General features: G+C 62.3%; 14 protein-coding genes. 13 read left to right on the top strand and 1 reads right to left on the bottom strand.

What is annotated here, in order from left to right; genetic code table 11:
* Positions 1–666, top strand: coding sequence for a DUF4956 domain-containing protein (locus ACTQ1S_RS07800; RefSeq protein ID WP_441547450.1), 666 nt, complete (start codon positions 1–3; stop codon positions 664–666).
* A gap of 66 nt (positions 667–732) precedes the next feature.
* On the top strand, positions 733–1,725 hold the full coding sequence (locus ACTQ1S_RS07795) for a PLP-dependent transferase (protein WP_441547449.1): 993 nt from the start codon (positions 733–735) through the stop codon (positions 1,723–1,725).
* 101 nt (positions 1,726–1,826) lie between these two features.
* Here the strand turns inward: ACTQ1S_RS07795 and ACTQ1S_RS07790 are convergent, their stop codons facing one another.
* Complete coding sequence (locus tag ACTQ1S_RS07790) at positions 1,827–2,171, bottom strand: winged helix-turn-helix domain-containing protein (protein ID WP_427719637.1); 345 nt, start codon at positions 2,169–2,171, stop codon at positions 1,827–1,829.
* A gap of 193 nt (positions 2,172–2,364) precedes the next feature.
* On the opposite strand from ACTQ1S_RS07790, the gene ACTQ1S_RS07785 reads away from it, so the two are divergent.
* The 11 genes from ACTQ1S_RS07785 (at position 2,365) to rpoD (ending at position 18,444) form a co-directional block, all read left to right on the top strand.
* Complete coding sequence (locus ACTQ1S_RS07785; RefSeq protein ID WP_154515410.1) at positions 2,365–3,876, top strand: IMP dehydrogenase; 1,512 nt, start codon at positions 2,365–2,367, stop codon at positions 3,874–3,876.
* 259 nt (positions 3,877–4,135) lie between these two features.
* Entirely contained in the window at positions 4,136–6,712 is a 2,577-nt protein-coding gene (gene leuS / locus ACTQ1S_RS07780; RefSeq protein ID WP_441547448.1) for a leucine--tRNA ligase, read from the top strand.
* Between the two features lie 256 nt (positions 6,713–6,968).
* Positions 6,969–7,463 carry a ribosome maturation factor RimP gene (gene rimP / locus ACTQ1S_RS07775; RefSeq protein ID WP_441547447.1) on the top strand — a complete coding sequence of 165 codons (495 nt, stop codon included), beginning with the start codon at positions 6,969–6,971 and terminating at the stop codon, positions 7,461–7,463.
* A gap of 1 nt (position 7,464) precedes the next feature.
* On the top strand, positions 7,465–8,712 hold the full coding sequence (nusA, locus tag ACTQ1S_RS07770; protein ID WP_154515419.1) for a transcription termination factor NusA: 1,248 nt from the start codon (positions 7,465–7,467) through the stop codon (positions 8,710–8,712).
* A gap of 91 nt (positions 8,713–8,803) precedes the next feature.
* The gene (gene infB, locus ACTQ1S_RS07765) at positions 8,804–11,479 is read left to right on the top strand and encodes a translation initiation factor IF-2 (protein WP_441033496.1); all 2,676 of its coding nucleotides are present in this window, start codon (positions 8,804–8,806) and stop codon (positions 11,477–11,479) included.
* Between the two features lie 11 nt (positions 11,480–11,490).
* Positions 11,491–11,901: a 30S ribosome-binding factor RbfA gene (gene rbfA / locus ACTQ1S_RS07760; RefSeq protein ID WP_006234038.1), complete on the top strand. Its 411-nt coding sequence runs from the start codon at positions 11,491–11,493 to the stop codon at positions 11,899–11,901.
* Positions 11,894–12,937: a DHH family phosphoesterase gene (locus ACTQ1S_RS07755; RefSeq protein ID WP_441547446.1), complete on the top strand. Its 1,044-nt coding sequence runs from the start codon at positions 11,894–11,896 to the stop codon at positions 12,935–12,937. The genes rbfA and ACTQ1S_RS07755 overlap by 8 nt, the downstream gene beginning before the upstream one ends.
* A gap of 15 nt (positions 12,938–12,952) precedes the next feature.
* Positions 12,953–13,885: a tRNA pseudouridine(55) synthase TruB gene (gene truB / locus ACTQ1S_RS07750; RefSeq protein WP_441547445.1), complete on the top strand. Its 933-nt coding sequence runs from the start codon at positions 12,953–12,955 to the stop codon at positions 13,883–13,885.
* Positions 13,882–14,889, top strand: a complete 1,008-nt coding sequence (gene ribF, locus ACTQ1S_RS07745; protein ID WP_441547444.1) for a riboflavin biosynthesis protein RibF — start codon at positions 13,882–13,884, stop codon at positions 14,887–14,889. The genes truB and ribF overlap by 4 nt, the downstream gene beginning before the upstream one ends.
* Entirely contained in the window at positions 14,882–16,990 is a 2,109-nt protein-coding gene (dnaG, locus tag ACTQ1S_RS07740; RefSeq protein WP_441547443.1) for a DNA primase, read from the top strand. The genes ribF and dnaG overlap by 8 nt, the downstream gene beginning before the upstream one ends.
* 110 nt (positions 16,991–17,100) lie before the next feature.
* Positions 17,101–18,444 carry an RNA polymerase sigma factor RpoD gene (gene rpoD / locus ACTQ1S_RS07735; RefSeq protein ID WP_370450567.1) on the top strand — a complete coding sequence of 448 codons (1,344 nt, stop codon included), beginning with the start codon at positions 17,101–17,103 and terminating at the stop codon, positions 18,442–18,444.
* Positions 18,445–18,731 lie beyond the last annotated feature (287 nt).

Here is an 18,731-nt window from a genome sequence, read left to right as displayed (position 1 = left end):
ATGAGCACCAGGGACTTTTTTAAGAACTCCGTCTTGGAGGCGTTTGGTCAGGTCGACCCTGCCAAGATCGGCCTGTCGCTGCTCGTGGCGCTCGCCATGGGCATCCTGATCTATTACGTGTACAAGCGCTTTTTTACCGGCGTGGTGTATTCGCGTAGCTTTGCCGTGACGCTCGTGGGCATGTGCGTGCTCACCTGCATGGTCACGCTCGCGATCTCGACAAACGTTGTCATCTCGCTTGGTATGGTCGGTGCTCTGTCCATCGTCCGCTACCGTACGGCGGTCAAGGACCCGCTCGACCTGCTGTATCTGTTTTGGTCCATTACCACGGGCATTACGGCGGGAGCCGGCATGTATGCACTCGTGGGGCTCACGGCAGCAGTGATCGTGCTGATGATCGCCGGCTTTGCGAGCCGCCAGGACAAGTCGCGCGTGTACATGATGGTCATTCACTATACGGGCCAGACCGCTGGTGACGATATCGTGCGCGCGTTTGGGCGCACCAAGTTCACCGTTAAGTCCAAGACTATGCGCGGCGACAAGGTCGAGATGGCCGTCGAGGTGTTCTCTGACGGTGTGGATATGCCCTATGCCGACGCCATCCGTGCCCTCGATGGCGTGGAGGACCTAACGCTCATCCAATACAACGGCGAATACCACGGCTAGAACCCTAGCGAGTAGATTGGGGAAACATCCGCATCGTGGGCTTTTGTTTTGATGGGACGGTGTCACGTGGACGCACAACAGCTAGAAGAGGCCTGGGCTGCAAGGGCTGGCGCGCGCGAGGCGCGACTGGTTGCAGCCTCGCATGTGCCGGCGGCGCTTTCGCTTCTGGGGATTGTGCGCCCCGGCGATCGCCTGGTGGCCTTTGCGGATGACTTTGCCGAAGCGTTTGCTTGCGGCTTTGAGGGCTGCGATGTCGTGCTGGTGGGCTCGCCGTCCGCCGAGGCGTTTGCTGTTGCGTCCGAGGGCTTTGATGCTTCGCTTGATGCCGAGGGGCCGCACCTGTGGTGGTTCGCCAACTCCATTGGCGCGCTCGGTCTGCGTGTGCCCGATTTGCGCGCGTTAGGCCGCGCCGCGCGTGAGGCCCATGCGCTGCTGGTTGTTGACAACACCGTGGCTGACGTCTTTGGCTGCAATCCGCTGCGCTTGGGCGCCGTGCTGTCGCTCGAGGCACTCGACCGCGTGTGTGCCGGTAAGGCCCCGCGTAAGCTCGTTGCCGCTTCGGTGGCGCGATCGCAGCTCAAGCGCCATCGCGTGGATGCCGCGGCTGAGTGCGCGCATGCGTTGTTTGCGGGCTGCGGTGCGTCGGCGCTCGATCTTTCTGCTGAGGAGGCCGACGTACTGGAGCGCGGGCTTTCCTCGCTTAACGCTCGCATGCAGGCTCATTTCGACCGCGCCCGTGCGCTGGCCGAGTATCTGGCCGCGAACGAGATGGTGCGCAACGTGCGCTATCCCGGGCTGAGCTCGCATCCTGACCATGCGGTTGCAACGGGAATCCTCGAGCATGGCTTTGGCCCGGCAGTTGAGTTTGACCTTATCGAGCGTAGCGCGGGAGAGCTGTTCGACGCTTTGCCGGGGGAGTTTCGCACATCGCCTGCCGGCGGCGCAACGACGCGTCTTTCGGCGTCACGTGGCAAGCAGGGGGACACCATCCGCCTCTTCGCCGGCACCGACGATCCCCTGACGGTGGCCGCCGCCCTCGATAACGCCCTCCGACAGTAGCTAATTTGGGACGGGGCTTTTTTAGCTACCCAATGTCAATTTTTGGCTATGAGTTAAGAATGCTCTGGATGGGTAGCTAAAAAAGCCCCGTCCCAAATTAGCTACTCTTTGATGGTGTCGATCAGGTCGTTGGCCCTTGCGGCTATGACTTCGTTGATCTCTGCCTGCAGCTCCTCGTAGGCCGCTATGGCTCGCTCGCCGGCGGGGGTGAGCGAGCTCCCGCGGGCGCCGTCGCGCTCGATGAGCTTGCACCCCAGCTGCCCCTCGGCCTCGTTCACAATGCGCCATGCCTTGGAATAGGCCATGCCCATGCTCTTGGCGGCGCGGTTGATTGAGTGTTCGCGGGCGATACCCTGCAGCAGCAAGACGCAGCCGTGGCCGAACACGCCCGGCAGATCTTTGTCGCACGACTGAATGACCAGTTTTGCCGTCGTCTTGTACTCCATACGCTCCACGTCTCTCCGCTAAAGTGTTTGCTGGGCAAACGCAAAGCCTGCGTCAAACCCTCGTGTGCTCTTCTTAAATCATGCATTGTAGCAGTCAAAGTGCGTTAAGATACTTTCCCAGTATTGGGCGCCCAAGGTTGGGCTGGGTCCTACGAGGCCTGCAGCCGACCGGTCGCATGGAAAAAGGAGAAACATGGCTACGTTCTTTCCCGGTGAGTCCCACACGTTTTCGGAGTATCTGCTGGTCCCTGGTTATTCGTCCTCGCAGTGCATCCCTAACAACGTCTCTCTTAAGACGCCGCTGACCCGCTTTAAGCGCGGCGAGAAGCCGGCAATCACCCTGAACATCCCCATGGTTTCCGCCATCATGCAGTCCGTCTCGGGCGTCGACATGGGTGTCGCGCTCGCTACCGAGGGTGGCCTGTCCTTCATTTACGGTTCCCAGACTCCCGAGTCCGAGGCCGCCATGGTCAAGGCCGTCAAGGATCACAAGGCCGGCTTTGTCCAGTCCGATTCCACGCTGACCCCCGACATGACCATGGAGCAGGTCATCGAGCTCAAGGAGAAGACCGGTCACTCCACCATGCCGGTCACCGACGACGGCACTCCCAAGGGCAAACTCTTGGGTATCGTTACCAGCCGTGACTATCGCCCCAGCCGCGATGACCACCAAAAGAAGGTCTCCGAGTTCATGACCCCGCGTGAGCAGCTCATCGTGGGCGACAAGAACATCAGCCTCAAGGTTGCCAACGACGTCATCTGGGACAACAAGCTCAACGCCCTGCCCATCGTCGACGACAACGATCACCTCATGGGCATCGTCTTCCGCAAGGACTACGACAGCCACAAGACCAACCCCAACGAGCTGCTCGACGGCGATAAGCGCTACATGGTCGGCGCCGGCATCAACACCCGCGACTATGCCGAGCGCGTGCCGCTGCTCATCGAGGCCGGCGCCGATGTCCTGTGCATCGACTCTTCCGAGGGCTTCAGCGAGTGGCAGAAGCGCACCATCGAGTGGATCCGCGCCAACTACGGCGAGGATGTTAAGGTCGGTGCCGGCAACGTCGTTGACGCCGAGGGCTTCCGCTTTTTGGCCGACTGCGGTGCCGACTTTATCAAGGTCGGTATCGGCGGTGGCTCCATCTGCATTACCCGCGAGACCAAGGGTATCGGCCGTGGCCAGGCCACCGCGCTGATCGACGTCTGCCGCGCTCGCGACGAGTACTACGAGGAGACCGGCGTCTACGTGCCCGTGTGCTCCGACGGCGGTATCGTCTACGACTACCACATGACGCTCGCCCTTGCCATGGGTGCCGACTTTATGATGCTGGGTCGCTACTTTGCCCGCTTTGACGAGAGCCCGACCGAGCGCGTCAACGTCAACGGTCAGTACATGAAGGAGTACTGGGGCGAGGGTTCTGCGCGTGCCCGCAACTGGCAGCGCTACGACCTGGGCGGCGCCGCAAAGCTCAGCTTCGTCGAGGGCGTCGACTCCTACGTTCCCTACGCCGGCTCCCTTAAGGACGGCGTGGGCGGCACGCTCTACAAGATCAAGTCCACGATGTGCAACTGCGGCGCCCTCTCGATCCCCGAGCTCCAGAAAAAGGCACGCCTGACCCTGGTGAGCTCGACCTCGATCGTCGAAGGCGGCGCCCACGACGTAGTCGTCAAGGATTCGCAGCAGTCTGTGTCTTATCGATAGGATAAGAGCCGCACATAAAGGTTGTGTTCCAACCACGTTATTAAGATAAAGCGAGATGCCTGCAAGTCGCAGGCATCTCGCTTGTCGTATTTGCTATCATCAGTCAAGTTAACCTTAGGGTCGGTCGGCTTGGCTTTGTTCGCTACAAGTTCCGCACGCAAAGAAGAGCACTTAATGTGCTCTTCGTCTTGCGCAGGACTGTCCGCAGTAGCGAATAAAGCCAAGCCGACCGACCCCAGCTAAGATTAAAGGAGCTGATATGTGCGATTGCACAGATCATAAGGACGAGATCCCTGCCTACGACGCGCAGGCCATTGAGTCCAAGTGGATGAAGGCCTGGGAGGACTCCAACCTCTTTGCCGTCGACACCGACGCCAGCAAGCCCAAGAAGTACGTGCTCGAGATGTTCCCGTATCCTTCGGGCGACCTGCACATGGGCCACGCGCGCAACTATACCATCGGCGATGCCATGGCCCGTCAGGCCCGTATGCGCGGCTTTGACGTGCTGCATCCCATTGGCTTTGACGCCTTTGGCCTGCCCGCCGAGAACGCCGCCATCAAGCACAACACGCAGGCTGCTGCCTGGACGTATAAGAACATGGACCAGGCGCTCGCCACGATGAAGCGCATGGGCTTCTCCTACGATCTGGATCGCATGGTCAAGACCTGCAGCCCCGACTACTACCGCTGGGGTCAGTGGATCTTTGAGAAGATGTGGGAAAAGGGCCTGGTCTACCGCAAGAAGAACCCGGTCAACTGGTGCCCCAACTGCAAGACCGTTCTGGCCAACGAGCAGGTTACCGAGGGCAAGTGCTGGCGCTGCGGCACCGAGCCCGAGAAGCGCGACCTTGAGCAGTGGTACTACAAGATTACCGAGTACTCCCAGGAGCTGCTCGACGATCTGGAGAAGCTCCCCGGCTGGCCCGAGCGCGTTAAGCAGATGCAGGCCAACTGGATCGGCCGCTCCGAGGGCGCCGAGGTCGACTTTACCCTGTGTGATGCCAACGGCGATCCCATCGAGGGCGACGAGGGCAAGATCACCGTCTTCACCACGCGTGCCGACACGCTCTTTGGCGTCTCCTTCTTTGTCCTGGCTCCCGAGTACGCTCGTCTGCACGAGCTCGTCGAGGGCACGGAGTACGAGGAGGCCGTGACCAAGATCGTCGAGGACTCCAAGCATATCTCTGCCGTCGAGCGTGCCCAGGGCACCCTCGAGAAGCACGGTGCCTTTACGGGCCGCTACGTGGTTAACCCCGTCAACGGCGAGAAGGTTCCCGTGTGGGTTGCCGACTATGTCGTTGCCGATTACGGCACCGGCGCCGTCATGGCCGTTCCCTGCGGCGACCAGCGCGACTTTGAGTTTGCCCGCAAGTACGACCTCCCGATCGTCCCGATCATCCTGGACGATGACGACCGCGCTGCCGTCGAGGCCAGTGGCGAGACCATCGATACCTTCCATGCCGAGACCGTCGACTGGGATTGCGCCCACGCTGCCGAGGGCACGCTCGTCCAGTCCGGCAAGTACACCGGCATGCGCGGCGGTAAGCACTCCGAGGGCGAGGCTGCCATCGTGGCCGACCTCGAGGCCATGGGCTGCGGTCGTCGCAAGGTCGAGTTCCGCCTGCGCGACTGGCTCATCAGCCGTCAGCGCTATTGGGGCAACCCCATCCCGGCCATCCATTGCGAGCACTGCGGCATTGTGCCCGTGCCCGAGGACCAGCTGCCGGTGACGCTGCCCGAGAACCTGGACCTGGGCGCCGGCGAGACCCTCGCCGAGTGCAAGGACTTCTACGAGACTACCTGCCCGGTCTGCGGCCGCCCGGCCAGGCGCGAGACCGATACCATGGACACTTTCACCTGCTCCAGCTGGTATTACCTGCGTTATACCGACCCGCACAACACCGAGCTGCCCTTCTCCCGCGAGGCGGCAGACCGTTGGATGCCCGTCGATAACTACATCGGCGGCATCGAGCACGCCATTTTGCACCTGCTCTACAGCCGCTTCTTTACCAAGGCGCTGCGCGACCTGGGTCTGCTCAGCGTGGACGAGCCCTTTACCAACCTGCTGTGCCAGGGCATGGTCAAGGACGAGAACGGCGACACCATGTCCAAGTCCAAGGGCAACGTCGTACCCCCGAGCTCGGTTATCGAGCCCTACGGCGCCGACACCATGCGTCTGGCGATCCTGTTTATCGCCCCGCCCGAGAAGGACTTTGACTGGGATCCCAAGGCCGTCGAGGGTGCCAACCGCTTTATCAAGCGCGCCTGGCGTATCGTGTGGCAGCTTGTCCAGTCGGGTGACGCCAACGTTGCCTTCGACAAGTCCGTCCTCGACGAGACCGCGATGAAGCTCTATCGCGAGCGTCACCGCACCATCGCCAAGTGCACCGAGGACTTCGATCGCGGCCAGTTTAACACCGCGATCTCGGCCGTCATGGAGCTCGTCAACGCAGCGAGCGCCTACCTCAACGCTACCGAGGGCGCATCGCGCGACAAGGCACTGTGCTACGGCGTGGCCAAGGACATCGTGAGCGTACTTGCCCCCATCTGCCCGTTCTGGGCCGACGAGCTGTGGCACGAGGCGCTCGGCTGTGAGGGCAACGCCTACACCGCCTCCTGGCCCGAGTTTGACCTGGCCGAGTCTATCGAGGACACGGTGCAGATCGTGGTCCAGGTGCTCGGTAAGGTCCGCGGCCGCATCGATGTGGCCCGCGATGCCTCCAACGAGGAGATGCAGGCTGCCGCCGAGGCCGCTGTTGCCAAGTGGCTCGAGGGCAAGACGGTCGTCAAGGCCATCTGCGTGCCCGGCAAGCTGGTCAACCTGGTGGTTAAGTAAACCTTGCGCATATAGTTGATGCACAATAGACGAGGGACGATCCGGCTGGGTCGTCCCTCTTTTTGGATATGGATACTTGCGACTACATCCAATTATCTATTTCTTGTGGAGAACCTGTGCTCACGCTGACCTGCGGGTTTGTGCTATGGTTGCACGTTTTCGCAGGTATTGGTATAGTTTGCTTGCAAATGAAGTTGTAATTGAAAGAAGTGGGGTTTCGGCCCCGCTTCTTTTTTGTATGGATGGAGGTGCCGCAATGGTCAAGACCAAGATCGAGCAGGCGATCATCGACGCGCTCGAGGCCGTCGCCCCCCAGCACGATGTCGATATTGTCGACGTTGAGCTCGTGGGTGCCACCAAGGCCCCCTGCGTGCGTGTGCGTATCGAGGGTGCCGAGGGTCAGAGCCTGTCGCTCAACGACGTCACGGCCAACACCAAGTGGGTCGGCGACGTGATTGAGGAGCTCGACCCCATCTCTTCGAGCTATACGCTCGAGGTGTCGAGCCCGGGTATGGCGCGCCCGCTGCGCCGTCCGCGTGACTTTGCCCGCTTTGTGGGCGAGGACTGCGAGCTTTCCTCCACCGCCACCGAGGGCCGTCGCAAGTACTCCGGCAAGATTGCCGCCGCGACCGAGACCAACGTAACCCTCGAGCTCGAGGACGGCGAGTCTGTCACCCTCGATTATTCCGATGTTAAAAAGTGTAAGTTGAAGCCCGTCTATGACTTCAAGCCCGCGAAGGAAGGAAACTAACATGGCAGCATCCGACATGATGTCCGCCCTGATGGAGCTTTGCCAGGAGAAGCACATCGACCAGCTCTACCTGATCGACCGCCTGGAGCAGTCGCTCGCCAAGAGCTATGCCGAGATCCTGCATCTTGAGTGGGGCGCCAAGGTGACCATCGACCGCACCACCGGCAAGATCTATGTCTACCGCCTGGAGCCGATCGACGATTCCATGGACGAGGAGGGCAACTTCACCGAGTTCGAGGAGATCGACGTCACCCCCAAGAACACCAGCCGCATCGCCGCCCAGCACGCCAAGGCCGAGATCAACGCCATCGTGCGCAACTCCGCCCGCGAGCAGATCTACGAGGAGTTCTCCGGCCGTATCGGCGACCTCATCAGCGGTACCGTACTGCAGTCCACACCCGACTTTACGATCGTCAAGATCCGCGAAGGCGTCGAGGCCGAGCTTCCGCACTTTGATCAGCGCCGCTACGAGAACGAGCGCAACGAGCGCCCCATGGGCGAGCGCTATCTGCACAACCAGCACATCAAGGCCGTGATCATTGACGTTCGCGACCCCAACTCCACGCTTCCGCCGGTTCGCGGCGAGCACAGCCGTCCGCCGATCGTTATCTCGCGTACCCACCCCGAGCTCATGCGTCGTCTGTTTGAGCAGGAGGTGCCCGAGATCTATGAGGGCACCGTTCAGATCAAGTCGATCGCCCGCGAGCCCGGCCAGCGCTCCAAGGTCGCCGTCCACTCGCTCGACGACCGCCTGGATCCCGTGGGCGCCTGCGTCGGCCCCAAGGGCAGCCGTGTGCGCGCCGTCGTGGGTGAGCTGCGCGGTGAGCGCGTCGACGTCATCCTGTGGGATGCCGATCCGGCCGTCTACGTCGCCAACGCCCTGTCGCCCGCCAAGGTCACTCGCGTCCTTATCGACGAGGAGAAGGCCTATGCCGGCGTCATCGTGCCCGACGACCAGCTTTCGCTCGCCATTGGCAAGGAGGGCCAGAACGCCCGCCTGGCCGCACGCCTGACCGGCTGGCACATCGACATTAAGTCCGAGACCCTTGCCGCCGACATCCTCAAGAACGTTCCCGTTCACGAGGAGCCCGCCGCCGACCTGATCGGTGACGAGGAGGATGACGACGCCCGTCGCTGCGAGTACGTGTCCGAGGACGGCATCCAGTGCCGCAACCAGGCCCGTCCCGGTTCCCGTTTCTGCGGTGTCCACGACACCGACGCCTTCGATGATGCGGAGGACCTGATCTAGCGCGCGGTTGCGCTGGACAGGTTCCGGCGCACATCCCACGCTCGTTCAGTCTCTAGGCACCCAAGGTGCCAGAAAGGGTAGGTGAAGTCATATGGCAAAAGTCCGTGTGTCCACCCTGGCCAAAGAGTTCGGCATGACCTCCAAGGAACTGATGGGTCACCTGGCCGAAATGAAGATTCCCGCTAAGTCTGCTTCCTCCGCCCTGGAGGACGCTTATGTTGCCATGGTCCGCAAGCAGCTTGCCTCGGTGATCGAGGCCCGCGCCCAGGAAGTCGAGGCCGCCAAGCAGGCCGAGGAGGAGGCTGCCGCCGCCGAGGAGGCGGCGCGTGCCGCCGAGGCCGAGCGCGAGCGCATCGCCGCCGAGAAGGCACGCGAGGAGGAGCGCCGCCAGTTTGCTGCCGCCCAGGCCGCCGAAGAGGCAGCCCGTGCCGAGGCCGAGGCCAAGAAGAAGGCCGAGCAGGAGCGCCTTGCCCGCGAGAAGGAGGAGGCTGCTCGCGAGGCCCAGCGCCGCGCCGTTCCCGCTTCCGACTCCGGTTCGCGCTTCCGTTCGCTGCTCGATCAGATCGCCGCACAGGAGACCGTGCTCAAGGAGAAGAAGGACGCCGAGGACAAGGCCAAGGCCGAGCGCGGCAACCGTCGCGGCGGCAACAACGATCGTCGTGGCGGCCGTCGCAACGACCGCAACGCCTCCGAGAACCGCCCGCACAGCCATCGCACCAACGCCAGCAACAATGTCGCTGCCGGCATGGATTTCCCCAACCCCGATAAGCAGGGCAAGGGCAAGAAGCGCAAGGGTGGTCACAACAGCGAAGAGGACCACTACAGCCGCATGGCGCGCGAGGCCGAGGAGTACAGCCGCGAGAAGGTTCTCGAGGAGGCCCGTGCCGCCGTCGAGGAGGCCTCTCGCGAGTCCACCGGTCGCCGCAAGAAGCGCAAGGAGAAGCGCGAGCGCGAGGCCGCTAGGGCTCAGGAGGAGCGCAAGATTGAGGAGGCGCTGGCCCAGGGCGTGAACCCCGAGGAGCTCGACGCCATCAAGGTCTCCCAGGGCGTTACCGTCCAGGAGCTTGCCGAGGCGCTCGACGTTCCGGCCAACGACATCATCAAGCGCCTGTTCCTGCTGGGCACGCCGCTCACCATGACGCAGTCCATGTCCGACGACCTTGTCGAGCTCGTTGCCGACGACTTGGGCCGTCAGATCAGGATCATCACCCCCGAGGAGGAGAACACCTTCTCGTTCTACGACGATCCCGCCGACCTTAAGCCCCGCGCCCCGGTCGTCACCGTCATGGGTCACGTCGACCACGGCAAGACGAGCTTGCTCGACGCCATCCGCCACACCGGCGTCGCTGCCGGCGAGGCTGGCGGCATTACCCAGGCCATCGGCGCATCGCAGGTCATGATCAACGACCGCAAGATCACCTTCATCGATACCCCGGGCCACGCTACCTTTACGGCTATGCGTGCTCGTGGCGCCAAGGTGACCGACATCGTCATCCTGATCGTCGCCGCCGACGACGGCGTCATGCCCCAGACGGTCGAGTCGATCAACCACGCCAAGGCCGCCGGCGTTCCCATCGTCGTCGCCGTCAACAAGATCGATAAGCCCGGCGCCAACCCCGACCGCGTGCGCCAGGAACTCACCGAGTACGGCGTCATTCCCGAGGAGTGGGGCGGACAGAACATGTTCGTCAACATCTCGGCCAAGCAGAAGATCGGTATCGACGACCTTCTGGAGACCGTGCTGCTCCAGGCCGACGTGCTCGAGCTCAAGGCCAATCCCGATACCTTCGCTTCGGGCAACGTCCTCGAGGCCAAGCTCGACAAGGGCCGCGGCTCGGTCGCTACCGTGCTCGTGACCCGCGGTACCCTGCACGTGGGCGATACGCTGGTCGCCGGCCTTACCTATGGCCGCGTCCGCGCCATGCTCGACCCCAAGGGCCGCGCCGTCACCGAGGCCGGTCCCTCCGACGCCGTCGAGATCCTGGGCCTGCAGTCCGTTCCCAACGCCGGTGACGAGTTCCGCGTGTTCGAGGACGAGCGCGAGGCGCGCGCCCTGGCCGATGAGCGCTCGCTCAAGGCCCGTATCGAGGAGCAGAGCCGCGTGAAGCACGTCACGCTCGAGAACCTCTTCGAGACCATCGCCGACGCCGAGGTCAAGGAGCTCAACCTGATCATCAAGGCCGACGTCCAGGGCTCCATCGAGGCCCTTCAGGACTCGCTCGACAAGATGGATCAGTCCGAGGTCCGCATCAACACGATCCACTCCGCGGTCGGTGCCATCAACGAGACCGACGTCGTCCTGGCCGACGCCTCCAACGCCATCATCATTGGCTTTGGCGTGCGTCCCGACGGTAAGGCCCGCTCCGCTGCCGAGCGCGAGGGCGTCGAGATTCGTTGCTACGACGTTATCTACAAGTGCCTCGAGGAGCTCGACGCTGCCCGTATCGGCATGCTCAAGCCCACCGAGGTCGAGGTCTCCACGGGTACCGCGACCGTCCTGGACACCTTTAAGGTGCCCAAAGTCGGTATCGCCGCCGGTGTCCGCGTCGAGGAGGGCGAGATCGCCGCGACCGATTCCGTGCGCCTGGTGCGCGACGGCATCGTTGTCTTTAACGGTAAGATCGCCTCGATGCGCCACTACAAGGACGAGGCCAAGAGCCTCAAGAGCGGTTCCGAGGGCGGCATTGGCCTGGAGAACTTCCAGGACATCAAGCCCGGCGACCAGATCGAGGGTTACCGTATCGACCAGGTTGCCCGTACCGAGTAGGGGGTAGCGCTATGAAGCAAACGCAGGCAACCCGCCGTCTGGGCGAGCAGCTTCGCGAGAAGCTCGGTTATATCCTTCTCTTTGAGGTTTCCGATCCGCGTCTCGACCTGGTCACCCTGACCGCGGTCGAGGTCGCGGTGGACCGTTCGTTCGCGCGCGTGTACGTGTCGTGCGATGCGAGCCGCTACGATGAGGTCATGGAGGCGCTCGCCAGCGCCAAGGGTCGCATTCGCAGCCTGTTGGCTCGCTCGCTCGACTGGCGCGTCACGCCCGAGCTCGATTTTCGCATCGATCGCTCGACCGATGAGGCCGAGCGCATTACGCGTGCGCTGGAGAATGTCCCGGCCACGCTGGCGATCGAAAAGGACGAGGACGGCTATCCCATAGCGGATGCCGCCCAGGAGGCAGCTTTAGATGACTAATTCCGCCGACCTCGTCTCGTGCGAGTCTGCAGATATTAAACGACGCATCCTCGAGCTTATCGAGGATGCGTCCTCCATTGCGATCTCGGGTCATACCTCTCCCGACGGCGATGCCCTGGGCTCCGTGTTGGGCCTGGGCCTCTCGCTCATGAAGGCGTTCCCCGACAAGGACATCGCGCTGCTGCTCGCAGACGACGATCCCGTTCCGCGTATTTACCGCTTTATGGAAGGCGCCGATCGTCTGGTGCCGGCATCTGCGTATACGGGCGATCCCGACCTGTTTATCTCGGTGGATGTGCCGGTTGTCGAGCGTCTGAACAACTCGGCCGACGTGCTCCGCCGCTCCAAACATGTGGTGTGCTTTGACCACCATCCGGCGCGCGAGGAGTTTGCCGAGGTAAGCCTGAGGCGTGTCGATGCTGCGGCGTGCGCCATGATCATCGACCGCTTTCTGGATGATTGCGGCATTGTCGTTCGCGATCGCATCGCCACCTGTCTGCTCTGCGGCCTGGTTACCGATACCGGTCGTTTTCAGTATCAGAATGCCGATGCCGCTGCGTTCCATGCGGCTTCGCGCCTGGTGGCGCACGGTGCCGACCCGGCGCGTGTCGCGCTCGAGGTCTATCAGAGCATGCGCGTCGAGTTCTTGCACCTCAAGTCCATCGTCATGGGCCGCATCAAGACGGTCGCGCACGGGCGCGTGGCGTATAGCTACGCGTACGAAAGCGACCTTAAGGAATGTGGCGTCACCTCGGATGAGTGCGACGGCTTGGTCGATGTGGTGCGCTCGGTGATGGGTGTCGAGGTCTGCCTGTTCCTTAAGGGCATCGAGGGCGATACCAAGGTGCGCGGAAACCTGCGCTCCAAGGGCGACATGGATGTCTCCGAGATTGCGGCCAACTTTGGCGGAGGCGGACATCACGCTGCCGCCGGCTTTACCAATAACGGAACGATTTTCGAGACGCTCACCGCGGCACTTCCCATGCTGGCCGAGCTGGTGGGGGAGGATCCCGCTTCGGTGACCGTCGAGCTTTAACTTTTTGGATGGTACATGGCTCGTCGTACGCCTTCTCAATTGAATATGTTGCTCGCCGTCGATAAACCGGTGGGCTGCACGTCCCACGACGTGGTTTCGCGGTGCCGGCGCGCCCTCCATGAGCGGCGCGTCGGTCATGCCGGCACGCTCGACCCCATGGCGTCGGGTGTCATGGTGGTGGGCGTGGGCCAGGCTACGCGTCTGCTGGGCATGCTTACCCTCGATACCAAAAGTTACGTCGCCGATATCTCGTTTGGCGCCGAGACCAATACCGACGATGCGGAAGGCGAGGCCGTCCGTACGGTTGCCATTGCACCCGAACTGCGCGATCCGGCCTATGCCCGTGAGCGCTTGAGCGCCATGCTGGGCCCTCAGATGCAGATCCCGCCGGCGTTTTCGGCTATTTCGGTCAACGGCGTGCGCGCCTATAAGTCTGCACGTGAGGGCAATGCCGTTGAGTTGCCTGCGCGCCCGGTCGAGGTATATTCTGCCGACCTGATCGCCGTGAGTGGCGAGGGCGATTCCTGCATTTGGACCGTTGCCTTCTCGGTGAGCAAGGGCACCTATATCCGTGCGCTCGCTCGCGACCTGGGTCGCGCCTGCGATAGTGCCGCGCATATTTCCGCGCTGCGCCGTACCGCTTCTGGCATTGTCTCCATCGGTGCCTGCCATGCGGTCGAGGAGCTTTCTGCCGAGTCCGCTGCCGGCTTTGCCTTGGACCCCATTGCGGCCCTCGGCGCCACGCGTGTCGACTTGCCGGGCAATCTTGCCGACGATCTGCTGTGCGGACGTCGTATTCCTATTGATCGCGCGCTCGCCGGCTTCGATGCGTCGAAGGCACCGTTTGCGCTGGTGCTCGATGGCGGGCTCAAGGCTTTGGCTCGTATCGAGGATGGTCGCTTTGTGATGGAGCACGTCTTTCCGCAGGCGATCGGCGGTGTTCGATGATGCTGGACCCTCGCGAGCTCGCGCGCTCATTTTTTGTGGGCGCGGCGGCGGAGGCCCGCATCGTTCTGGCTGATGCTTTTGATGACTGCGAGTCTATGGGTGCCGCCTCGATTGCCATCGGCGTGTTCGATGGCGTGCATAGGGGACATCGTGAGCTGATCGACGCGGTCATTCGCGATGCGCGCGTCCACGGCTGCAAAGCGGTTGTCGTAACGTTTGACCCTGATCCAGATGTTGTGGTGAGCCCTGCGCCCGCTCAAAAATTGATGACGACGGCCGACCGTCTGCATGCCCTGGCTCAGACTGGGGTCGATGCCGTGGTGGCTGTTCCCTTTACTCCCTCGGTAGCGTCGCTCGACCACGTGGGCTTCCTTGAGCTGTTGGCGCATGTTGTCGACATTCGCTCCATTCGCGTTGGCAGCGATTTTAGGCTGGGCCGCGGCGGTGCCTCGGGCGTTGCCGAGATGCAGGCATGGGGTGTCGAGCGCGGTGTTGACGTGTATGGGCACAATTTGCTGTGCGAGGGCGGCGAGGCTGTCTGCGCCACCCGCATTCGACGTGAGCTGAGCTTGGGCCACGTTGAGCTGGCAGCCGATCTACTCGGCCGTCCCTATATGGTGCGCGGCGGCGTGATCCGCGGCCGTCACGAGGGCTCCGATATGGGATTTCCTACGGCAAACCTGCTGGTGCCAAACGGAATCCAGCTGCCTGCCGATGGCGTCTACGAGGGCCTTGTGCTGGTCGACGATACCGTGTGGCCCGCTGCCGTCAACGTGGGCCTGCCGCCGACGTATGCCGACGATGCCGCTTCGGCGCATCTCGAGGCCAACTTGATCGGGTATGCGGGCTACCTGTATGGACGTTCGGTTTCGTTGGCGTTTACGCGTTGGCTGCGTCCTTCGCGCGTGTTCGATTCGCTGGACGAGCTTATCGCGACCGTTGAGGGTAATATTGACGATATCCGTCATAATTTGGGTGAGCAGGGGGTGGGCATCCGTGATTAGCGATGAGGAGAAAGACCAGGTGCGCGCTGCGTCCGACCTGGTTGCCATCGTGCAGGAAACGGTTGAGCTCAAGCCCCGCGGCCATGAGTTTTGGGGTTGCTGCCCCTTCCATGGCGAAAAGACCCCATCGTTTCACATTATCCCCGCTACGCAGGTGTGGCACTGCTTTGGCTGCGGCGAGGGCGGCGACGTCTTCACCTACATCATGAGGCGCGAGAACCTGAGCTTTCCCGAGTCGATTCGCTACCTGGCCGATCGTGCCGGCATTGAGCTGCACGATACCGGCGCGCAGCGCGATCGCGGCACCAAGCGCGCCCGCATCTATGACCTGTGCGCCGAGACGGCCCGGTTCTATCACACCATGCTCATGCGCGGTAAGGACAGCCGTCCGCGCGAGTACTTTGCCAGCCGCGGTATGGGTGGCGACGTCTGCCGTCGCTACTGCCTGGGCTTTGCGCCGGGTCGCAATATGTTGGTGGCCCATCTGTCGCAGAAGGGCTTTACCCCGCAGGAGATGATCGACGCCAACGTGGCCGTGAGCCGCGGGCGCGGACAGCTTGCCGATCGTTTTTACGACCGTGTGATGTTTCCCATCTTTGACGAACAGGGTCATAACATCGCCTTTGGCGGTCGTATTATGGGCGACGGCCAACCCAAGTATCTCAACACCGCCGAGACGAGCGTGTTTCATAAAAAGAGAAACCTCTACGGCTTTAACTGGGCCAAGGAGTTTATCGTCGCGCAGGATACCGCCATCGTGGTGGAGGGATATACCGACTGCATCGCCTGCTGGGAGGCGGGGATCAAAAACGTCGTCGCCACGCTGGGTACGGCGCTGACGGAACATCACGTAAAGACGCTCACCCGTTTTGCCAAGCGCATCGTGTATATGTTCGATGGTGACGCCGCCGGTCAAAAGGCCGCGCGCCGCGCGATTCAGTTTATCGAGCAGGACTCGATGGACCTGCGCTGCGTGGTGCTTCCTGACGGCAACGACCCTATGGAGTTCATCTCCGCGCATGGTGGCGAGGCACTGCAGGCGCGTATCGCCGCCGCCGAGCCCCTCATGGACTTTGTGTACCGCTCACTGCAGGAGTCGAGCGACATTACCACGCCGGGCGGTCGCGCCAAGGCGCTCGAGGATGCGCTGACGCTCATCTATCCGCTGCGCGATAGCTACATGATCGATACGTACTTTATCCAGATAGCCGACCTTCTGGGCCTGGATTTGGAGACGGTACGCTCGAGCTCGGGCCGTGTGTTTCGCGATGTCGCCAAACGCGAGGACGCCGAGCGTCGTCGCGAGCAGAACTACGAGCGCCAGCGGGCACAGGCCGAGCGCGCAGGCAGCGCGGGCGGTCGGGTGTCCGGTCCGCAGGGGGCATCTCGCGGCGCCTGGGCGTCGGGGACGACGCCGCCGGTATCCGCACCGGTCGAGGAGGAACCGTACGACTATGTGCCGCTCGAGGCCTACGGGGCCGCGCCGGTCGAGGTCGTCGACGATATGCCGCCGATCGATGTGCCTGCTGGCATGGACGCGGCGCCCGCGGGGTCTGCTTCGAGCGCTTCCGTTCCGGCGACGCCGATCGTGCTGACCGATCTGGAGCGGAAGTCTCTGGCGGGGGAGCGCGAGCTGTTGACGATGCTCACCAGCTACCCCGATCTATTCCGCACGTACGCCGATCGCATCTGCTCGATCGAGTGGGTAGACCCCCGTCACGAGTCCATCGCGTGGGCCGTGCTCGCGACACCGCCGGGCACCGATCCCGCGGCGTGCATGGACGCCGCGCGCGCGGTGTGTCCCGAGGCGGCTTCGCTTGTCAGCGCCGGGCGCATCTCGGCGACGAGCAAACATCCCACCGAGACGAACATCGTCTTTATGCTCGATACGCTTGAGCTTTACACCATCAAGCGCCGTATGCGGGCTGCCCAGGCCAAGCTGCGCCAGGACCGGTCGCTCGACGATGACGCGCGCCGTGCATTGACCATGCAGGCCGCGCAGGATTCTTTGCGCCAGCGCGAGCTCCAGAAGTCGATTGGCGGCGTGGCCGATCCGTTTCGGTTGATTGGTTTGGAGGCCGCGGGTCCCGATCAGGCCTAGATGTTGTGGTCAATCGGCATGTTATCTGCTATATCCAGTCTGAATTTTGGGTATAGACGTGTAAGTGTGTGCTAAAGTAATGTGTCCTGTGGACTACGAAGGGAGAATCTGTGCCAAATAAGACTGAGAGCACGGGTACTGGGCTGGAATCCTACGTTGCTAAGCTCATGGGCAACGGCTCAAACAGGACTTCGGTAACCGAGGACGAGATCCAGGTCGTCCTGAAGGACATCGATGTTTCTGACGAGCAGCTCAACGCGGTCTATTCCGCGCTGCGCAACAGCGGCATCCAGATTATCTCCGCGAGCGGAAACGACGACGCCCCCATGGACGTCGACGATGACGATAACGATACCGACGATTTCGATGACGACGAGGAGCACGATTCCGGCTCGCTCGACGATCATGAGCTTAAGATGGCCCGTCAGGCCGATGCCGAGATGGGTTCTTGCAAGAGCAAAAAGAAGCGCACCGTCCGCACGTCCCGTTCGCGTTCTCGCGTGCGTGGCATCGATGCCTCCACGGTGATGCTGACCGGTGACCCGGTTCGTATGTACCTTAAGGAGATCGGCAAGGTCGACCTGCTGACCGCCTCCGAAGAGGTCGATCTGGCCATGAAGATCGAGGCCGGTCTTGAGGCCACCGAGAAGCTCGAGGCCGCCGAGGCGGGCGAGATCGAGCTCACTCGCGCCGAGATGCGTCGTCTGACTCGTATCGAGAACGTGGGCCTCGAGGCCAAGCAGGCGCTCATCAGCGCCAACCTCCGTCTGGTCGTCTCCATCGCCAAGCGCTACGTCGGTCGCGGCATGCTGTTCCTGGATCTGATCCAGGAGGGCAACCTCGGTCTGATCCGCGCCGTCGAGAAGTTCGACTACCAGAAGGGCTTCAAGTTCTCCACGTACGCCACGTGGTGGATCCGTCAGGCCATCACGCGCGCTATCGCCGACCAGGCCCGTACCATCCGTATTCCCGTGCACATGGTCGAGACCATCAACAAGCTTGTCCGCGTGCAGCGCCAGCTCCTCCAAGATCTTGGTCGCGACCCGACCCCCGAGGAGATCGGTGCCGAGATGGACATGAGTGCCGACCGCGTCCGCGAGATTCAGAAGATCTCGCAGGAGCCCGTGTCGCTCGAGACTCCTATCGGCGAGGAAGAGGATTCCCAGCTGGGCGACTTTATCGAGGACTCCCAGGCCATCGTTCCGCCCGATGCCGCCAGCTTCTCCATGCTGCAGGAGCAGCTCACCCAGGTGCTCGACTCGCTTGCCGATCGTGAGCGCAAGGTTATTGAGCTGCGCTTTGGACTTGTCGACGGACATCCCCGCACGCTCGAGGAAGTCGGCCGCGAGTTTGGTGTCACGCGCGAGCGCATCCGCCAGATCGAGTCCAAGACCCTGGCCAAGCTCCGCCACCCCAGCCGCTCCAGCAAGCTCAAAGACTATATCGAAAGCTAGTTATGCAAGAAGCGCCCTCAAGCACATCCGCTTGAGGGCGCTTTCATGTAACAAGGGCCGGCAGTTAAGGCACGGGTAGTCTTTTTGGGACGGGGCTTTTTTAGCTGCCCTATCTCAATGCGTGGCTCAAGCTTTAAAGGCCCCAGATTGGGTAGCTAAAAAAGCCCCGTCCCAGAATGAACTGCCTCCCATTTCTTGGACATGAGAAATGGGAGGCTTTTTATGCGTGTCGACTTGAGGGTGAAGCACGACATCGAGGCCAGGAAGGCGGCGATCGGGCTCTTCGA

The sequence above is a fragment of the Collinsella sp. LCP21S3_D3 genome (assembly GCF_052118305.1).
GTDB lineage: Bacteria > Actinomycetota > Coriobacteriia > Coriobacteriales > Coriobacteriaceae > Collinsella.
The sequence above is the reverse complement of the archived record's forward strand: the minus strand, read 5'-3'. Positions and strand labels throughout refer to the sequence as shown.

Excerpts from the sequence above, each read along its gene's own strand:
- ACTQ1S_RS07785 (WP_154515410.1), top strand. The coding sequence starts at position 2,365 with ATGGCTACGTTCTTTCCCGGTGAGTCCCACACGTTTTCGGAGTATCTG.
- ribF (WP_441547444.1), top strand. The coding sequence starts at position 13,882 with ATGATGCTGGACCCTCGCGAGCTCGCGCGCTCATTTTTTGTGGGCGCG.
- ACTQ1S_RS07800 (WP_441547450.1), top strand. The coding sequence starts at position 1 with ATGAGCACCAGGGACTTTTTTAAGAACTCCGTCTTGGAGGCGTTTGGT.
- rimP (WP_441547447.1), top strand. The coding sequence starts at position 6,969 with ATGGTCAAGACCAAGATCGAGCAGGCGATCATCGACGCGCTCGAGGCC.
- ACTQ1S_RS07755 (WP_441547446.1), top strand. The coding sequence starts at position 11,894 with ATGACTAATTCCGCCGACCTCGTCTCGTGCGAGTCTGCAGATATTAAA.
- nusA (WP_154515419.1), top strand. The coding sequence starts at position 7,465 with ATGGCAGCATCCGACATGATGTCCGCCCTGATGGAGCTTTGCCAGGAG.
- ACTQ1S_RS07790 (WP_427719637.1), bottom strand. The coding sequence starts at position 2,171 with ATGGAGTACAAGACGACGGCAAAACTGGTCATTCAGTCGTGCGACAAA.
- truB (WP_441547445.1), top strand. The coding sequence starts at position 12,953 with ATGGCTCGTCGTACGCCTTCTCAATTGAATATGTTGCTCGCCGTCGAT.
- infB (WP_441033496.1), top strand. The coding sequence starts at position 8,804 with ATGGCAAAAGTCCGTGTGTCCACCCTGGCCAAAGAGTTCGGCATGACC.
- rbfA (WP_006234038.1), top strand. The coding sequence starts at position 11,491 with ATGAAGCAAACGCAGGCAACCCGCCGTCTGGGCGAGCAGCTTCGCGAG.
- leuS (WP_441547448.1), top strand. The coding sequence starts at position 4,136 with ATGTGCGATTGCACAGATCATAAGGACGAGATCCCTGCCTACGACGCG.